The sequence below is a fragment of the Synechococcus sp. H60.3 genome, from assembly GCF_047462295.1.
GTDB lineage: Bacteria > Cyanobacteriota > Cyanobacteriia > Thermostichales > Thermostichaceae > Thermostichus.
Genome location: NZ_JANSIY010000025.1, coordinates 1 through 18,796 on the forward strand (window position 1 = coordinate 1; position 18,796 = coordinate 18,796).

General features: G+C 62.4%; 12 protein-coding genes and 2 tRNA genes. 8 read left to right on the top strand and 6 right to left on the bottom strand.

Annotated features, from left to right (window positions below):
- Positions 1-257 precede the first annotated feature (257 nt).
- From NW841_RS04380 to NW841_RS04405, 6 genes are all read left to right on the top strand, one after another.
- Positions 258-548 carry a hypothetical protein gene (locus NW841_RS04380; protein WP_414378739.1) on the top strand — a complete coding sequence of 97 codons (291 nt, stop codon included), beginning with the start codon at positions 258-260 and terminating at the stop codon, positions 546-548.
- 74 nt (positions 549-622) lie between these two features.
- A complete protein-coding gene (locus tag NW841_RS04385; RefSeq protein WP_414385555.1) occupies positions 623-4,963 on the top strand; it encodes an NINE protein in 4,341 nt (1,446 codons plus the stop codon).
- A gap of 33 nt (positions 4,964-4,996) precedes the next feature.
- Positions 4,997-6,316 carry a rod shape-determining protein RodA gene (gene rodA / locus NW841_RS04390; protein ID WP_414364812.1) on the top strand — a complete coding sequence of 440 codons (1,320 nt, stop codon included), beginning with the start codon at positions 4,997-4,999 and terminating at the stop codon, positions 6,314-6,316.
- 296 nt (positions 6,317-6,612) lie between these two features.
- Positions 6,613-8,571, top strand: coding sequence for an acetate--CoA ligase (gene acs / locus NW841_RS04395; RefSeq protein WP_414378420.1), 1,959 nt, complete (start codon positions 6,613-6,615; stop codon positions 8,569-8,571).
- Positions 8,572-8,628: 57 nt separating this feature from the next.
- Positions 8,629-9,849: a cysteine desulfurase family protein gene (locus NW841_RS04400; protein WP_414385558.1), complete on the top strand. Its 1,221-nt coding sequence runs from the start codon at positions 8,629-8,631 to the stop codon at positions 9,847-9,849.
- Between the two features lie 33 nt (positions 9,850-9,882).
- Positions 9,883-10,482, top strand: coding sequence for a CPP1-like family protein (locus NW841_RS04405; protein WP_414364806.1), 600 nt, complete (start codon positions 9,883-9,885; stop codon positions 10,480-10,482).
- A 190-nt stretch (positions 10,483-10,672) separates the two neighbouring features.
- Here the strand turns inward: NW841_RS04405 and NW841_RS04410 are convergent, their stop codons facing one another.
- The 3 genes from NW841_RS04410 to lysA all read right to left on the bottom strand — a co-directional run bounded on the left by NW841_RS04410 (position 10,673) and on the right by lysA (position 13,958).
- Positions 10,673-11,419 carry an isoprenyl transferase gene (locus NW841_RS04410; protein ID WP_414364804.1) on the bottom strand — a complete coding sequence of 249 codons (747 nt, stop codon included), beginning with the start codon at positions 11,417-11,419 and terminating at the stop codon, positions 10,673-10,675.
- A gap of 5 nt (positions 11,420-11,424) precedes the next feature.
- A complete protein-coding gene (cdaA, locus tag NW841_RS04415; protein WP_414385559.1) occupies positions 11,425-12,348 on the bottom strand; it encodes a diadenylate cyclase CdaA in 924 nt (307 codons plus the stop codon).
- A 233-nt stretch (positions 12,349-12,581) separates the two neighbouring features.
- A complete protein-coding gene (lysA, locus tag NW841_RS04420; RefSeq protein WP_414385561.1) occupies positions 12,582-13,958 on the bottom strand; it encodes a diaminopimelate decarboxylase in 1,377 nt (458 codons plus the stop codon).
- Between the two features lie 140 nt (positions 13,959-14,098).
- On the opposite strand from lysA, the gene NW841_RS04425 reads away from it, so the two are divergent.
- Positions 14,099-14,184: transfer RNA gene (locus NW841_RS04425), tRNA-Tyr, on the top strand.
- Positions 14,185-14,188: 4 nt separating this feature from the next.
- A tRNA-Thr gene (locus NW841_RS04430) sits at positions 14,189-14,260 on the top strand.
- Here the strand turns inward: NW841_RS04430 and miaB are convergent.
- The 3 genes from miaB to NW841_RS04445 all read right to left on the bottom strand — a co-directional run bounded on the left by miaB (position 14,260) and on the right by NW841_RS04445 (position 18,699).
- Entirely contained in the window at positions 14,260-15,621 is a 1,362-nt protein-coding gene (miaB, locus tag NW841_RS04435; RefSeq protein ID WP_414372474.1) for a tRNA (N6-isopentenyl adenosine(37)-C2)-methylthiotransferase MiaB, read from the bottom strand. The two genes, NW841_RS04430 and miaB, sit on opposite strands and share 1 nt — an antisense overlap.
- 107 nt (positions 15,622-15,728) lie before the next feature.
- Entirely contained in the window at positions 15,729-17,078 is a 1,350-nt protein-coding gene (locus NW841_RS04440; RefSeq protein ID WP_414364798.1) for an adenylosuccinate synthase, read from the bottom strand.
- Positions 17,079-17,211: 133 nt separating this feature from the next.
- Positions 17,212-18,699, bottom strand: coding sequence for a S41 family peptidase (locus NW841_RS04445; protein ID WP_414385563.1), 1,488 nt, complete (start codon positions 18,697-18,699; stop codon positions 17,212-17,214).
- Positions 18,700-18,796 lie beyond the last annotated feature (97 nt).

The window sequence follows — 18,796 nt, forward strand, 5'->3', positions numbered from 1 at the left end:
GGGCAGAAGAAGAGACAAAAGCTCTGCTGTCAAGCGGGTGAGGAAACCCCACCCGCCTACGCGGTGGGGTAGTTCATTGCTACAACTGCCGCTAAGCAAGCACCTACCCCGGTGAAAGACCCAGACAGGGCTGTAAGTCAACAAGTAAGCAGAACCTTGAGGCTCTGTCTCAAGGAACTGTCTAGGGGCGTCTTGACAGCGCCTTTGCGAGTCCGTCTGTGGACTGCGTAAGGATCCCCCAACTTTAGTCGGTGGGAGTGTCAACCCTGACCCTGTTGCTGATGGAACAGCCAACGCGCGGGTTGGACATTGAGTCGGCGCTGTGGGTCTGGAGTCAATTGCTGGAACGCGCCCAAGCAGGGACGGCTATTGTTTTTGCCTCGGCGGATTTGGACGAGATCTTGCCGTACAGCAACCAAGTCCTGGTGTTCAGCAGCGGACAGGTCTCGGAACCCATGCCGGCGGCGGAGCTCACCGTTTCGCGGCTGGGGCAGTTGATGACTCTCCCCGTCCTGCCCAGCACCCACGCTTTGCTGGAGCATTTGTGAAGAGCATAGCAATCCAACAGAGCAAGGCTTAGAGTAGCAGTGGCCCCAAGCCTTTTTGCTCAACGAATCCGGCCATGGGATCCCAGGATAACATTCCACCTGAGAGAGCCGAGCAGTCCCGCTCTTACTCGTTCAACTTCACCGTTTCGGGATCCCGGCAGCAGGTTTTGCGGGGGTTGCAAGCCTTGCTGGAGCTGGGTTTGCTGACGCCGGAGCACTTTCGCCATCTGGTGGAGCAGTATCGGCTGGAAGCGGAATCGGCGCCAGGAGCCACTTCTGTCGGCGGGGGGATCCCAGCCAGTCTGGGCTCGGCCTACGTGCTCTGGATTTTAGGTTTGTTCGGCCTTTGCGGTCTGCACCGCTTCTATCTGGGTCGCTGGCGCACAGGGCTGCTCTGGCTGCTGACTTTTGGGCTGCTGGGGATCGGCCAGCTCCTCGATTTGATCTGGATCCCGCAGATGGTGCGGGAAAGAAATGCTGGCTTGGCCGGCTCTGGGGTTGTCGTGGCGGGGGAAGAGCCGCCAGCCGAAACCAGGGAGCTCTCCTCTCCCCCGGGGATAGCTGTGTTGTTGCGCAACTTGCTGTCTGAGCTGAGCGTAGCTTGGCTGCTGCTCCTGGGCCTGTTTTTGGTGGTGGTCTCTTCGGGGGTGCTGGCGGCCAGCCGCTGGCAAGAGTTTTCCCCGGCAGCTCAGTACGGGGTGCTCTTGGCTTATACGGCGGCGTTTGGGGTGGGAGCGAGGTGGGCGCAGCGGCAGGACGGGCTGCGTCTGACAAGCCAAACTTTAGAGGCTGTTGCTTTGCTGCTGCTGCCGATCAACATGTGGGCGCTGGACGGGCTGGGGATCCCGTGGGGGATCCGAGCTGTTGCTTTGGGGTTACTCATAGGGATCCCGTGGGGAGCCTGGCGACGGGCCGACTTCCTGGGGGCGGGTTCTGCTTTCTACGGAACGTTGGTGAACTTCTTATCTCTTTCTGGTTTACACCTCTTCTGGAGCCTAGGGCCGCCGGAGTCTCGTCCCACCCTTGTCCTTGGGATCCTCTACTTGGGGATCCTCAGCACCGTGATTTACACCTGGAGCCGCCGCTCGCTGGAATTGCGGGGATCCCGGCTGTGGCTCATCGGGGCGGCTGGCTCCTTGTTGATCTTGCGGGGGCTGCTCTCAGGGCAGGTGCAGGTGTCGCAGTTGGGGTTGGCGGTGGCCCTCTTGGGTTGGCTGCCCCAAAGCCCGGCTGAGGACTACGAGCCGGCTCAGGTGGGGCGGCCCTTGTGGAGCGGGGTGCTGTTGATTTTGGGCTGGCTGCTGGCGGCCAGCGACTGGGGGAAGAACGCCTGGCAGGTGTTGGCCATCAGCCTGCTGGGAATCCGCTTCTTAGCGAGGCGACTGAGCCAACGTCAGCAGAGGGTGGAGTTGGCGCTGCTGTTTTTGCTGGGTCTGGAAACTGCCTGGGCCTTTTGGCAGGTGTGGCCGGCAAGCTGGCGGGAGAGCGTGCTGGCGCTGTTAACGGGTGGGTTGCAGCCCCTCGACTCTGTTTGGGGGCTGCTGGGGCTGGTGCTGTTGCCCTATGAGGTGCTGTGGCTGGGGCTGGCGGCCCGCTGGCAGCAGAGACCTCGGGAAGGCGAGGAGGCGGGTTTTGCGGCGCTGGCAGAACCGACGGAGCGCTTGGTGTTGGGGCTGGGCGGATCCCTCTTGCTTTTGAGCTTTCCCCAGCCGGCGATTTGCTTTTGGCATTTGCTGTTGAGTACTGGCATCCTGGCCTGGTGGCTGCGGCAGAAGTCCAGGGTTGGCGCTGGGTGGGTATTTCTGACCCATGCCTATGGGCTGGGGGCGCTTCTGGCCGGGATCCGCTGGCTTTGGCCTGATTGGAGCCTGTCCAGTTGGGGGGCCATCTTGCTGCTGCTGGGCTTGCTGGAATGGACGGGGCGGGTGGCGCTGGGCGGGCGGTTGTTGGCAGCCTCAGGACATTTTGGGGGACTGCCGGTGCGGCTGTGGCAGCAGAGCGCCGAAGGGATGGGGCTGGTGCTGCTGGGATCCAGCTACTTTGTGTTTTTGGCGCAGGGCACGGAGTCCATTGGCTGGCTGTGGCTGGCGGTGCCCTCGGTTTTGACGGCGGCGCAGGTGTGGGCCTGGCCGCCCCTGGCGTTTATGCCTCGCTGGTTGCAGATCCCGGAGCAAGGGGGATCTTTTTCTTGGCGACAAGGGATTCCGGCGCGGGGATCCCTGCGCCTTCTGGCGGTGCTTTCCCTGGTGATGGCCCAGGGGCTCACCCTCGGCAGGCCGGGCCTGGATCTGCTCGGGCTAGGGCTGGGAGTGCTGCTGCTGGCAACTCAGGTGTGGCTGTGGGCTTCTCCCTCTCCCAGTTCTCCTACTCCAGAAGCACTGCTGGCAGTGGCCTTTGGTGTAGGGATCGGCCTGGTGGGAATCAGCCGGCTATTGCCGACGCTCACGGAAGCGGAGTGGCTGCTGGCCTTGGCGGTGCTGGGGTTGCTCTTGAGCGGCTGTCGCTACGGAATTTTGCGCCTCTCTTCTCGCCTACAAGCCGCTTACCGACCGGCCCTGGATGGCTGGGGCCTGCTGTTGGGGTTGGTGCTCCTCTTTGCCCTCACAGTGGCGACAACGGCGGCCCTGGCGGATCCTTCTCGGCTCCCCATTTCCGTCGGCAAGCAGCCCATGTTCCCCGGCGCTCTGCCCTTGGCGGCTGGGGTGGCCCTGGTGGCGCTCGGCCTGCGGCTGGGGGTGGCTCTCTCAAGGGGTGGCTCGGCGGTCGTTGGCGCCGACGGGACGGACTCTGCCACCGGCTCGGTTTCCTGGGCGGTGGTGGAAGGGATCGCCTACGGGCTGATCTGGGCTTTGGAGCTGGGGGCGACCGGCATCCTGCTCTGGGTTGTGCAGGGATCCCGTCCCGTCCTGCCTCTGTGGGCCGTCCTCAACCTGGGCTTGGGGATCCTCTTCTGGATAGGGCCGGAGAAACTCCTGTTCCCCGGCGGGGGAGAGCTCCTGCAGCGAGTCCAGACCCTGAGTTGCTGGAAGACAGGGCCGCTGATCTATGCCGGGCTGGGTTGGCTGGGATCCCATGCCCAGTGGAGCGAGCTGACGGGCGTGGGCAGCTTAGGCCTGGCCATCGTGTTGTTGGGCCTGGGGCAGGGGATCCCAGGGGCACAAGAGCAAGGTGGGGACTCCGTCCCACTTACGCGAACGGAAGAAGACCCTCCTGTCAACTGGAAGGGGATCCTGGGGGCCTGCGGGATGTCACTGGCTGCCTACGAGAGCTGGATTCACTTCCTGAGCCAGCAGACAGGGGGATCCTGGGGAGATGGACTGGTGCTGACCGCGTTGCTGGGATGGCTCCTGGCAGTGGTCTACCGCCTTTGCCCCCCTTGGCTGGTGGCGACCCTGCAGCTTAAAAGAGCTTGGCTGCGCTGGATGGCCTCGGCCAACTGGGCCCTGGCCAACCTCGTCCTTTGGCCTGCGCTTTTCGATCTTCGCCTCAGCCGGTGGGGGCGGCTCCTCTGGGTGCTGACGGGATCCGGCCTGGCGGCCTATGCCGCCGCCCAGGGGAGAAGATCGACGCCGGGATCCCCGACAGAGCCGGGCTGGCTGCCAACGGCCTGGTGCCACCTCAGCGCTTGGCAGGGAGTCGGCATCTGCCTGGGTAGTATGTGGCTGGGCTTCCCCAGCTTGAGGGTGGAGCAATGGGCCGGATCCCTGCTCTGTGGGCTGGGACTCCTCTATTACTTTCTGCCCTGGCAACGGTGGGGCTGGCCGGCGGATCCCTGGTCAAATACGGCCTTGGTGGCGCCGTTGCTGGCCCTGGTGGTGACGGCGGGCGGCGACAACAACAGCAATTTGTTGCTGGGGGCAGCCTACTACGCTTTCTTGGCCATCTGGCGCTCCCAGGTGCGCCTGGGCTACATCAGCTTGTTTTTGAGCAACTGGATCCTGTGGAATTACGGCTGGCAGCAGGATTGGGCTTCCCTGACCCTCTATGCCCTGCCTCTGGTGGGATCCCTGCTCTATGTGGCCCAGGTGGATCCCGGACTGCAACAGGCTGGTGCTCGAGAGAGTCGGCACCGGCTGCGGGCCTTCTCGTCGGGTCTATTGGTGTTGGTGACTTTGATCGAAACCCACGGGCAACTGGGGGCGGGGTTTTGGCCGGTGGGGCTGGGCTTGGCTTTGGGGGTACTGGGTTTGGCGCTGCGGGTGCGGGCCTACCTGTGGGCGGGCACCCTGGGCTTTGGCCTGGGCGTCTTGCGGCAGGGGTGGCTGTGGGTAACCACTGACCCAATCCTGTTGTGGGGGATGGGGATCTTGCTGGGGGTGCTCTTGATTTGGGCAGCAGCCAATTTTGAGCAGCGCCGAGAACAGGTGGGATCCCGGCTCTCTGCCTGGCTAGAGCAACTGCAGGGCTGGGAATAGAGATAAACTGGTGCCGGCGTCGCTCCATCAGATATGGCCCTCTTCCTGTCCAGCGCTGATCCGAAAGTGCCCCCCCAGTCAAGGTGGAAACAGCTCCTGCAGCAAATCCTGTTGCCTTGGCGGGAGTTCGACGGCATTTTGCTGGCCACGGTGCTGGCCTTGACGGGCATCGGCATCATCGCCATCCGCAGCGCTGTCTGGGAGCGTCCCATCAGCCACTACTGGCTGCAGCAGTTGATCATGGCCGGGATCAGCCTGGTGTTTTTGGCGATGGTGGCGCGGATCCCCTACGAGCGGCTGCTGCGCTGGCATTGGTTCACCTATGGCCTGACTTTGGCGGGCTTGATTGCAGTGCTCTTTTTCGGCACGGCGGGAGGAGGGGCAGAGCGGTGGATCTCCATTGCCGGCGTCCAGGTACAGCCTTCCGAGTTTGCCAAGTTGGGGGTCATCATCACCCTGGCGGCCATTTTGCACCACTGGCCAATCAAATACTTCAGCCAAATCTGGGTGGCTGTTGCCGTCGTCGCTCCTCCTTGGGTTTTGATCTTCCTGCAGCCCAACTTGGGCACCGCCCTGGTGTTTGTGGTGATCTTGCTGGTCATGCTCTACTGGGCCGGGGCCAAGGGCAGTTGGATCCTCCTGCTGCTGTCGCCGGGGGTGGGGGCCATTCTCTACGGCCTGCACACCCGCCCGGAGTTGAGCTGGATGCTCTGGGTCTGGCTGATCTGGTGCCTGGGCATGGCGAGCCTAGCAGCTTGGCGGCTGCCTTGGCGGTGGACAGGAGCGATGACCTTTGGAGTGATCAACCTGCTCTCCGGGCATCTGGGCCAGGTGGCCTGGCACATCCTCAAGCCCTACCAGCGGCGGCGGCTGGAGATTTTTATCGATCCCATGCAAGAGCCCTGGGGATCCGGCTACCACCTGATTCAATCCCGCATCGCCATCGGCGCCGGTGGGCTCTGGGGCCGTGGCATCCAGCAGGGCACCCAAACCCAACTGGACTTTATCCCCGAGCAGCACACCGATTTCATTTTCTCGGCCATTGGGGAAGAGATGGGCTTTGTCGGCACCCTGACGGTGCTGATCCTGTTTTGGATTCTGTGTGCGCGGCTGATCTGGATTGCCCAAGGAGCCAAGGACAATTTCGGGTCTCTCATTGCCATCGGGGTGTTGGCGATGATCCTCTTTCAGGCGGTAGTCAATATCGGTATGACGATTGGCTTGGCCCCCATCACCGGCCTGCCCTTGCCTTTTTTGAGCTATGGCCGCTCGGCTCTGTTGACCAACTTTCTGGCCATCGGCCTGGTGGAATCGGTGGTGATGCACCGCCAACGCACCACCTTTTTCAAGTAATTTCAAGAGTTCTCCTCTCCCTCTTTTTCTAGCGGCACTGACCCAGGCCAGTACCCATCTGTTCTTCGCTCGACAGGGATCCCGCTCGTCTGCAGAACTCCCATGAAGTCCGAAAAGGCTGTAATTTGAATGGCTGCAATCGATTCAGTATGAAATTGACCACCCCTGGCAATGGGGATCGCTCCCTTGCTCTACCCCTGCTGGGGTAGGTATCCTATTCCCACCTCCCTCCCGTCGTCCCTTGTAGGGAGCCGCGGCGCGGTTGGGATCCCTTTGTCTGTACCGGTCTTGTCGCCATGTCTCAACCGGCCCTGGAGTCGATTCTGCAGGAAAAACGCCTTTTCCCGCCGCCTCCCTCGTTTGTGCAGCGGGCTCGCATCACCCCTGAGCGCTACCAACAGATTTGCCAAGAGGCGGAAGCGGATCCCTTGGGGTTTTGGGAGCGGCTGGCACAGCAGGAATTGCACTGGTTTCAGCCTTGGCAGCAGGTGTTGCACTGGGATCCGCCCCAGGCGCAGTGGTTTGTGGGGGGGCAGCTCAACCTCAGCTACAACTGCCTGGATCGCCATTTGGACAATGGCCGCCGCCACAAGCCCGCCCTCATCTGGGAGGGGGAGCCGGGGGACACCCGCACCCTGACCTACGAGCAGCTCCACCGCGAGGTCTGCCGCTGGGCCAACGGCCTCAAGTTTCTGGGCATTCAAAAAGGGGATCGGGTGGGGATCTACATGCCGATGATCCCGGAGGCCGTCATGGCCATGCTGGCCTGTGCGCGGATCGGGGCAGCCCATACGGTGGTGTTCGGCGGGTTCAGCGCCGAGGCCCTCAAGGAGCGGCTGCGGGATGCGGAAGCCAAAGTCGTCATTACCGCCGATGGGGGCTGGCGCAAAGATGCCATCGTCCCCCTCAAGCCCCAAGTGGACTTGGCGCTGGCGGAAGGGGTGCCCAGCGTCGAAAAAGTCCTGGTGGTGCAGCGGACAGGACAAGCTGTGTCGATGATCCCGGATCGAGATATCTGGTGGCATGAGCTGGCCCCCAGCCTAGAAGAAGCCTGCCCCGCCGAGCCTATGGACGCGGAGGCGATGCTGTTTATCCTCTACACCTCCGGCACCACCGGCAAGCCCAAAGGCGTTGTCCACACCAGCGGCGGCTACAACCTCTACACTCACGTCACCTGTCAGTGGATCTTCGATTTGCAAGAAGAAGACATCTACTGGTGTACTGCCGATGTTGGCTGGATCACGGGCCACAGCTACATCGTCTATGGCCCCCTCTCCAATGGTGCGACGGTGTTTATGTACGAGGGGGCGCCCCGACCTGCTAAACCCGATTGTTTCTGGGAGCTGATCGCCCGCCACCGCATCTCGATTTTCTACACCGCCCCCACGGCAATCCGGGCTTTTATGAAAAGTGGCGACGCCCTGCCCCGCCGGCATGACCTCTCCTCGCTGCGGCTGTTGGGCACCGTGGGCGAGCCGATCAACCCGGAAGCCTGGATGTGGTACTACACCGTCATCGGCAGTGGGCGCTGCCCGATTGTGGATACCTGGTGGCAGACCGAAACCGGCGGCATTATGATCTCGCCTCTGCCGGGAGTTACACCCACCAAGCCGGGATCCGCCACCCGCCCTTTCCCGGGCATTGCGGCAGATGTGGTCGACATGGAAGGGAACCCGGCCCCAGAAGGGGGTTATCTGGTGATCCGCCGTCCCTGGCCGGGCATGATGCGCACCCTTTACAAAGATCCGCAGCGGTTCCGCTCCAGTTACTGGGAGCGGATCCCGCCCAAGGATGGGCAGTACTTCTACTTTGCCGGGGACGGCGCCCGCCGGGATGAAGATGGCTACTTTTGGGTGATGGGCCGGGTGGACGATGTCATCAATGTTGCCGGCCACCGTCTGGGCACGATGGAATTGGAATCGGCGCTGGTCTCTCACCCAGCTGTGGCGGAGGCAGCGGTGGTGGGGCGACCGGACGAGATCAAGGGAGAGGCGATCGTGGCTTTTGTCATCTTGGCGGAGGGCTACGAGCCGGGCGAAGCGCTGCGCCAAGCACTGATGCAACATGTGGTCGAGGAGATCGGAGCCATCGCCCGCCCCAGCGAGATTCGCTTCACCGAGGCGCTGCCCAAGACCCGCTCTGGCAAGATCATGCGCCGCCTGCTGCGGCAACTGGCTGCCGGCTCCGGCATCAGCGGCGATACCTCCACCCTCGAAGACCTGGGGGTGCTGGAACGGCTGCGGCAAGGGGTGTGAACTGCCAACGCGCCGGCACTAAGATGGGGACATCGAGTCCTGGGTTGTCAAGCTCGCATGTCGCCTCTGGATCCCGCACTTTACTTTGACCACAGCGCCACCACTCCGCCTCGGCCTGAGGTGATCGAGGCTATGGGGCTGGCGATGCAGGAGAGTTGGGGCAACCCCTCCAGCTTGCATGGGTGGGGAGAACGGGCGGCCATGGCCATGGAACGGGCGCGGCAGCAGGTGGCCGAGCTGCTCAACTGTGAGCCGGAGACGCTGCTGTTTACCTCTGGCGGAACGGAGTCCAACAACCTGGCCCTGTTTGGGGTGGCGCAGCGCTACTCCACTCCCCAGCATCTCATCATCTCCAGCGTCGAGCACGCCTCGGTGGAGAATGCCGCCTGTTGGTTGCAGGCCCAGGGCTGGGAGGTAACCCGTCTGCCGGTGAACTCCGCCGGCCAGGTGGATCCCCAAACCTTGATCCAGGCGTTGCAGCCCAACACCGCTCTGGTCTCCATCATCCACGGCCAGAATGAGGTGGGATCCCTGCAGCCCATTGCCGAGCTGAGCCGCCTTTGTCGCCAGGCAGGAGTGCTCTTCCACACCGACGCGGTGCAGACTGTGGGGCGGATCCCCCTGGATCTGGCGCAACTGCCTGTGGACCTGCTCTCCCTGTCTGGGCATAAGCTTTACGGGCCGCAGGGGGTGGGGGCGCTCTATGTGCGCCCAGGGGTGGAGCTGCAACCGCTGCTGCGGGGGGGCGGGCAAGAACGGCGGCTGCGAGCCGGCACCCAAGGGATCCCTGCCATTGTCGGCCTAGGGGTGGCGGCGGCTTTGGCAGCCCAAGAGCTGGAGCAGGAGACGGCCCGCCTGCGGCAGTTGCAACGGCAGCTGGCCCAGTTGCTGGCCTCTGTGCCGGGTTTGCGGCTGACCGGCCCCTCGGATCTGGAGCAACGCCTGCCCCACCACCTCAGCTACTGCACTGCCGCGATCCCGGGGCACGTGCTGGTGAGGGAGATGAGCCGCCAGGGAATCGCCATCAGCGCCGGCTCTGCCTGTAGCAGCGGCCAGCGGATCCCCAGCCGCATCCTTTTGGCCATGGGCTATTCCGAGGCCGAGGCCCTGGGATCTATCCGCCTCAGCCTGGGCAAGGCCACCACCCAAGCCGCGGTTGAGCAGGTGGCCCGCTCCCTGCAGGCTCTCCTCCGCTCTGCTGCTGGATCCCTTGAGGGTCAGGCAACCCAACCCCTGCCGTCAGCGCCTGCCGCTGAATTGGCGGCTGGGTTAAGGTGATAGAGAGTTACAGGGCTGGTCGTCATGGCTGAGATGAGTCCGTATCAGGTCTTAGGGGTCAGCGAAGAAGCCTCCTTTGAGGAGATCCAATCGGCACGGGCACGGCTCCTGGCCAGCTTGGGTGCGGATGAACAGCAGCAGGAGCGGGTGGAACAAGCCTACGATGCCATCCTGATGCAGCGCCTGCGCCTGCGCAAGGAGGGCAAGATCGCTGTCCCCGACCGCATTCGCTATGCTGAACAACGGGCTGCCCGTCTGGAGACGGAACTGAGTTTGCCCCGTCCTGCTGCCCAAAATCCCCCTTGGATTAGCCGTTGGCTGGATAGCCCTTCTGCCCCGGATGTGCTCTGGCCCGCCGTGTTGCTGGGAGGACTGGTGGGTTGGGTTGTCTTGGCCCCTGATGAGTATCCCTCCCTGCAACTGGCGCTGGGGCTGATGACCTGCATCTATTTCCTGTACCGCAAGGAGCGCCGCTTCCTTCGCGCTTTGCTCTTGGCGCTGGCAGGACTGAGCCTAGGACTGATGTTGGCCTACGGCATTGCCCTTCCCCTCACCGGCGGCGACGCCCCTGGTGCCCTGTTGGTGGGGATCACGTTTGGGGTGATGTGGCTGATAACCAGCTTTTTGCGCTAGTTGGGGAGCTTCAGGTATACATTTGTGCTGCCTGTTCATTCAAGTCGTCCCAAGCCGGCTTGAGATACAGCCACTTCAAACAGCAACGAAACGGTTCGTTACGTCGTTCCCTAACTCCCCTCTCCCTGAGGGAGAGGGGTTGGGGGTGAGGGTCTGGTTTGATTGAAGCAGGCAGGGATCCGTCAAGGTCTTATCTGCCGAAGCGCCGCTGCCGCGACTGATAGCTGAGCAAGGCTTGGTGAAAGGCGGCGCGGTCGAAGTCCGGCCAGAGGATGGGGGTGAAGTACTGCTCGGTGTAGGCCATCTGCCAGAGCAGGAAGTTGCTGATGCGCATCTCGCCGCTGGTGCGGATCAACAGGTCGGGATCGGAGAGGCCAGTGGTGTAGAGAAATTGGGAGAAGAGGGCTTCGTCGATCTGATCCGGTTGCAAAAGCCCCTGCTGCACCAGGGTGGCAATCGAGCGACAAGCCTGCAGGATCTCCTGTCTGCCGCCGTAGTTGAGGGCCACCGTCAGACAAATGCCCTCGTTGTGCTGGGTGCGTTCCACCGCATGCAGGATCGTGTCCTGCAAAGACTGGGGCAGGGCCGACAACTGGCCGGCAAACTGGATGCGCACCCCCTGCTGCACCATTTCCGCCAGTTCCTGCCACAGCACCTGCTCGAACAAGGTCATGAGAAAATCCACCTCCTCGCGGGCGCGGCCCCAGTTCTCCGTGGAGAAGGCGTAGGCGGTGAGGAGAGGGATCCCCCAATCGTGACAGCAGCGGAGCAACTCCTTCAAAGCCGCTACCCCGCGCTGATGCCCGACACTGCGGGGCAAGCCTCGCTTTTGCGCCCACCGCCCGTTGCCATCCATGACCACTGCCACATGGCGGGGCAACAACTGCGGATCCAGGTCGGCAGGCAACTGCAGAAGATGGGCAGGAGAAAGGGTCATGCGGATCAGTCTTTGGGAAGGGTTTTCTCAGGTTTGCGAGGGAATTTGGCTAGATCTGGCAGGGATCCCCACCAGCGCAACGGTCCATTGCGAATCCACGGGTGGGCCCACAATCCCTGCAGGGGAGCATCCCGTTTTTTGGCTTCACGCGGATGACGCAACCGCTGCACCAGCAGTTCGTGTAGCTTGGCACTGGTCAGGGGTCGCTCGAGGCGTCCGCCTTCTGCCAGTGAGATGGATCCCGTCTCCTCTGAGACCACAATACACAAGCAATTGGCCTGTTCTGTGATCCCCATCGCCGCCCGGTGCCTCGTGCCTAGTTGGCGAGAGGCAGTTCGCTCCGAAACCGGCAGGATCACCCCTGCCGCGCGAATCCGATCCCGATGGATAATTACAGCCCCATCGTGCAGGAGCGTCGAGGTCTGGAAGATCGTCTGTAAGAGCTCCCGCGATACCCGCGCCTGCAAAGGAACTCCTTTATCGGTGAACACCCGCGAGTCGATTGGCTGATCTGGCTCGATCACAATCAGCGCCCCTGTCCGATTTTGAGAGAGTTCTCGCACCGCCTGCACCACCTCCTCCACCAACTCTTCCTCTGGGTCGTCCTCGTTGTTGCCTTCTGGATCTACCCACTCTATGCGGATGGCTTTTGCCAGTTGCTCCAAGAGCCGCCGAAACTCCGGCTGAAAGAGTACCCCCATCGCTATAGCCGCAGCAAGGAGCAGGCGATCCAAAATCAGGTGCACCAGTGGCAGCGAGGCTGTGGCCAGATACAGCACCAGGAGCACCATAAATCCCCGCACCAGCACCCCGGCCCGGCTCTCGCGGGTGTAATAGAGGGCCAAAGCCAATAGCAAGACGGCCAGAGCCCAGTCCAACAGGCTGAGAACGTTAAATTGCTGTAGCCAAGCCCATAAGGCCGCCAGCATGCCGAAAAACCCCGTTCACGCTCCCCTCGTTGCGGACCCTTTGCCTACGCCATCCTGCGCCCCAGAACCTTTTGGTTCCGGAACCCCTGTTGGACTGCGGCCCCCTGACCAGCCTACCACTCACCTCCTACCTGTCTTCCAGTCTTTCCTGCCCGAGAGCCAGCGGGGTCACTGCTGCAGAAAAAACCAAGCCCCCCTCAACAGCAACGGTTACAGGCAGCCATCTCTTCCCTTCACCGTTGCAAGCGCTCCGGTAAGATGTCCTGACGGATCAAATCCGCATAAGTTTCCCGCCGCAGGATCAACTGGACCTCACCCTGGTTGACCAGCACCGCCGCTGGCCGAGGGAAGCGGTTGTAATTGGAGGCCATGCTGTAGTTGTAGGCCCCGGTGGCCAACACAACTAGGACGTCGCCAGGCGCTGGGTTGGGCAAAAGCACATCTTTCAAGAGCACATCCCCCGACTCGCAGTGTTTGCCGGCCACTGTTACCCGCTGGGTGGCCTCGGCTTCAGGGCGGTTGGCCAAGAGGGCAGTGTAGCGGGCCCCATAGGTGATAGGACGGGGGTTGTCGGACATGCCGCCGTCGATGGTGACGTAGAGGCGGCCTTCGGGAAGGTCTTCGCTGGGCGGGATCCGTTTTTGCCCCCCCAGGGTATAAGCGGTAACAGCAGCCGGGCCAATCACGGATCGTCCAGGCTCGCAGAGCACCTTGGGCAGGGGGAGCCCGGCGGCGGTGAAACTCTGCCGCACGGCAGTGGCTACCGCTTCCACCCACTCTGGGATGGACGGGGGATCGTCGGATTCGACATAGCGGATCCCCAGGCCGCCGCCCACATTGAGCTCCTGGAGGGGCAGGCCTCTGTCTAACCCTTGCCGCCAGATCTGAGCCAGTACCCCCGCCAGGTCGCGGTGTCCTTGCAGATCAAAAATCTGAGACCCAATATGAGCGTGGAGCCCGACGCAGTGCAGTTGGGGATGGGCTGCCAGAAAATCAAACACCTCCGGCAGTTGCCACTGGCCAATGCCGAATTTGCTGTCGGTTTGGCCGGTGCGGATGTACTCATGGGTGTGGACGTCAATGCCGGGGTTAACCCGCACCAATAAGCGGGCGGGTCGTTCAGGGGTGACCAGAGCAGCTACCTGCTGCAGCTCGTAGAGGCTATCCGCCACCAGGGTGCAGCCCACCTCCAGGGCCATGGCCAGCTCCTCTGCCGACTTGGCGTTGCCGTGCAGGTAGAGCTCCTCACCCCTGGCCCCTGCTTGCAGGGCAGTGTACAGCTCGCCGCCGGAGGCCACGTCTAGCCCCAGCCCTTCTTGCAGCGCCAAAGCACAGATGGCCAAGCAGTTCCAGGCTTTCGTGGCATACAAGACTTGGGATTGTCCAGGGTAGCAGCGGGCCCAGGTGTCGCGATAGAGGCGGCAGGCCTGCCGCAGGGTCCATTCGTCCAGGATGTAGAGGGGGGAGCCAAACTGACGTACCAACTCCACCACGTCACAGCCGCCAATCTCCAGGTGGCCCTGGCTGTTGACGCGGCTGGTTAACGGCTGCAGCGACTGGTTGGGAGAAACGGATTTGACAGAAGGGGGCGTGCCGAGGGTTGAAACCATAGTCGCAAGCTAGAAGACTGCCTTCCACCCTACCAAGTTTTCTCTCCAGTTTGGCCGGGGAGAGATCCCCTCAACCCCCCAGAGGTTGCTCCTGGGCATTTACATCCTTTTTTCTGCTACTATAGGGAACCAGCGTCTGTGGGTCGATGCCCGAGTGGTTAAAGGGGGCGGACTGTAAATCCGCTGGCTTACGCCTACGTTGGTTCGAATCCAACTCGGCCCACCACGCTGCCCACGTAGCTCAGTGGCAGAGCACCCCCTTGGTAAGGGGGAGGTCACGAGTTCAATCCTCGTCGTGGGCTTAGGCGCAAACTTCCAGCTCTGCAGGTTGGGGTTTCCCTTCCCCTGCCCTGACAATCTCGCCGCTAAGAGAGAAAGCCCGCGTAGCAGTGATGCGCACTGGCACCAGGGATCCCTGCAATGGCTCGGGATCGCCGTCGAAGAAGACGATGCGGTTGCCGCGGGTACGTCCCATCGCTTGGCGGGGGTTTTTGGGGTTGGGGCCTTCCACCAGCACCTCCTGCACCTGGCCCAGCAGGCGGGCGCTGCGGGCGGCAGCCACCTCCGCTACCAAGCGGTTGAGCCGTTGTAGGCGGTCGCTCTTTTCCTCTTCCGGCACTTGGTCGGGCCACTCCGCCGCTGGCGTGCCCGGGCGGGGAGAGTAGGCGGCAGTATTGAGGAAATCAAAGCCGATATCCTGCACCAGTTGCAGGGTTTCTTGAAACTGGGCTTCCGTTTCACCGGGGAAGCCAACGATGGCATCGGCGCTGATGGTGGCCTCGGGCATGTACTGGCGGATGAGCTGGATGAGCTGGCGGTAGCGCTCCTGGGTGTAGCCGCGCCGCATCCGCTTGAGGACTTCGTCACTGCCCGCCTGGAAGGGGATGTGGAAGTGCTCGCAGACCTTGGGCAGCTCGGCACAGGTGGCAATGAGCTCTTCAGTGAAGTAGCGCGGGTGGCTGGTGGCAAAGCGAATCCGCTCGATCCCTTCCACCGAGTGGACAAAGCGCAGCAAGCTGGCCAGGTTGGTCTTGGGATCCAGATCCCGCCCGTAGGCGTCGATGTTTTGCCCCAGCAAGGTGACCTCGCGATAGCCGGCCCCGGCCACCTCCTCAATCTCGGCGCGGATGGCCTGCGGCTGGCGCGATTGCTCCCGTCCCCGCACCAGCGGCACAATGCAGTAAGTACAGCGCTCATTGCAGCCGTAGATAACGTTGATCCAGGCCGTCACCCGGCTATCCCGGCGGGGTTTGGTGATGTCTTCCGGGATCTCGATGGGCTCAGTGGCCACCACCTGGTTGCCAGCCTCCACCTGGGCCAGCAGATCCCCCAGGCGGTTGACGTACTGGGGGCCCATGACCAGGTCGAGCTCTGGGACGCGGCGTAGCAGCCGCTCTCCCTCCTGCTGGGCCACGCAGCCGGCCACGATCAGCTTGATGGCGGGGTTTTTCCGCTTGCGCTGCGCCTGGATGCCCAGGTAGGAATACACCTTTTGCTCAGCGTTGTCGCGGATGGTACAGGTATTGAAGAGAACCAAGTCTGCCTGTAGCTCGTCTTCGGCGGGCACATACCCCAGTGACTCCAGGATCCCGGCCATGCGCTCGCTGTCGGCCCGGTTCATTTGACAGCCAAAAGTGATGATGGAGTAGGTGGGAGCAGCCATGGCAAGACCAGAAGACAACGCAAGCAACCTTTACCTTTGAGCTTAGCGGATCCTTGGTGGCGGCGGAGGCGACCGCAGGTGCCGCCCACTGCCTCTCTCTCCGCTTGTTAGTCCGGCATGAGGGCGTGAACCTGCCTGCTGCCGTTGGGGTAGAGCAAGGCGCGCTTGGGGCCATGGATGGGATCCTCCACGATAATGGTTTGGTCGCGGCTGGCTCCCAGGGAGACGATGGCAATCGGTACCTGCATCAACTGGGCCAAAAACTTCAGGTAGTCGTAGGCTTCGGGAGGCAAGTCCTCAAGGGAGCGGCAGTCTTTGGTGGAGCACTTCCAGCCGGGCAGGGTTTCATAAATGGGCTTGCACTGGGCAAAGACGCGGGCATCGCTGGGAAAGTGACGGATCTCGCGCCCCTGGTACTCATAGGCAACGCACACCTTGATCTCGTCTAGGCCGTCCAGCACATCCAATTTGGTGATGGCCAGGCAGTCGAGGCCGTTGATCCGCACGGCATAACGCCCAATCACGCCATCGAACCAGCCGCAGCGCCGCTGCCGCCCGGTGGTGGTGCCAAATTCGGCTCCCGCTGCCCCCAGGTAAGCGCCAATCTCGTCCTTGAGTTCGGTGGGGAAGGGGCCTTCGCCGACGCGGGTGGTGTAGGCCTTGGCTACCCCAATTACCCGGTCGATGCTGGTGGGGCCGATCCCGGCACCAACGCAAGCGCCACCGGCAATAGGATGGGAGGAAGTGACATAGGGGTAGGTGCCGTAGTCGAGATCCAGCAGCGTGCCCTGTGCCCCCTCGAAGAGAATATTTTGCCGCTCTTCGATGGCCTGGGTGAGGAGCAGGGCGGCGTCGGTGACGTAGGGGCGCAGCCGCTCCGCATAGGCCAGGTATTGCTCGATGATTGGCTCAGGATCCAGAGGGGGTAGGTTGTAGATTTTTTCCAGCAAAACGTTCTTGTAGGGAATGGCCCAACTGAGGCGCTCCCGCAGTTGATCGGGATACATCAAGTCCACGACGCGGATGCCCATGCGCTCGGCCTTGTCGGCGTAGGTGGGGCCAATGCCTCGCCCGGTGGTGCCCAGCCTATAGATGCCGCGCCGCTCTTCCTCGGCCACGTCGATGACACGATGGTAGGGCAGGGTCACGTGGGCGGTTTCGGCGATGTAGAGGTTGTGGGTGGAGATCCCCAGTTGGTGCAGTTGGTCGATCTCGGCCAGCAACACCTCAGGGTCGATCACCGTGCCACTGGCGATGATGCAGCGCTTGTCGGGGTAGAGGATGCCGGAGGGGATCAGGTGCAGCTTAAAGATTTGGCCCCCCACCACCACGGTATGTCCTGCGTTAACCCCGCCTTGGTAGCGGACGACCACATGCGCCTTTTCACTGAGGAGGTCGGTGATCTTACCTTTTCCTTCGTCGCCCCACTGGGCACCGACAACCACAACGTTTGCCAAGAGCTTCTCCTACAGTCTGTGAACGGCACAAAAAATCCCCTTTGCGGGGTTGCTGCACTAATTTACCCCATTGCTCGGGGGGGTGTTGAGGGTGTTTGACAAAAAGGTTAACAATCGATTAACTTTTCCGTCCTCAACTCCCCGGCTTGAACAGGCCGATGGCGGTCACTTGGTTGGAGCCCACCGCAAAGACAAAGGACAGGCCCAGGGCATCGTAGTTGACGTAGTAGCGATCCTCCCGCAGGTATTCCCGACTGCCTTTGGGGTAGGGCACCACCTCGTTGTAGCCGTTTTCGCCGGGGCCGCCGTAAACAGCAACCACTTCCGAGTAGGTGGAGCCAATGCGGATCCCTTCGCCAGTCATGGCTTCGGGGTGGGTGGTGTAGATGCGGTCGGCAAAAAAGCTATTGAGAACGCCCGGACGGCGGTAGGCAAAGAGGATGTAGTCTTGCAAGTAGAAGATCTTCAGGTCGCTGTTGGGCTGGAAGACGTTGGCCCGCGACTCGGCGGGGATTAGATCCACGTTGCCCAAAAGGTGGGTATCGACGTTGCGGGTATCCATGCCCAGGACAAAACGACCGACGCGGCCCTCTTGAACCAGGACGGTGGGGCGGGGCGGGGGGCTGGGGCGGCGGGGGGGCAGGGCCAGGGCTTCTAGGGCGGCCTTGAGCCAGGCATTCTCATCCCCCTCCACCCTTTGCAGGGGCACCAAACCCTGGGCCAGGGGGCGTCCATCGCCTGTTTTCCAAGTGGCTACGGCCAGTTCCACTGCCGCGCCAGAAGGCAGGGCAAAGAAGCGGGTCTGGCGCTCGCTGCCTTGGGTGGTCTGTCCCACAATAACGGTGCTGCCGCTAGCTCCCAGCTGGGCTGCCAGGAGGGTAGCCCCCTGGCGGGTGTTGCCATCGACAAGGACGGCCAACGGGATCCCGGCGGCGAGGGGCAAGTTTTCACTGTTCCAGGGGGTAGGCTGGCCAAAGCGGTCTTCGGTAACCAGCAGCGGCTGCATGGAGCGGGGCAAAAATAGGCGTGCCACATCCGCTACCACCTGGGGGTCGTAGCCGATGGAGCCGCGCAGATCCAGGACGACGCCCTGGCTGTAATCCTGGGTGTAGAGGGCTTGGCGGATCTGCTGGGCGGTGGCAGGGGTGAGCTCCGGCACTGCCAGGTAAACCTGGCGCGGCCCAATCTGACGCGCCTGGAGGGATGGACGAGGGCGGTTGAGCAAGTCCCTAAAGCTTTGCGGATCCCAGAAGCGATCGGCGGGATCCCCATATTCGCGCAGGATCTCTCGAATTAGCTCATACTCAACTTCGATGGGCGGGCGGGGATCCCTGTAGGTGCGGGCCAACAGGCGGGTGTAGAGGTCGTTGTAGTTGACCGCAGCAGCCTGGTTGCCCGCCTGCCAAGACTCGTTGATGAACAGCCCCACCAGATAGCGCAGATCCTGGCCCAGGGCTGGCGCAGGAGAAGGGGGCCGAAGCACGGGATTGGCTGGCGCCCCTTGGGAGGGAGAAGCTGGCGCAACAGTTGGCTCCTCAATTGAGGGGACGACCGGAACGGGTGGCAGGGCTGCCTGGCCCATCACGCTGGCTGGAAGGATCCCGCCGATTGCCACGGCCATTGCCCACACTCTTCCTGCCTGCGCCCATCTCTTCATGGCGACCTGCCTTTTTGCAGAGGCTGCGAATAGAATAAACCCCGCGCACTCCCTTCTGCCA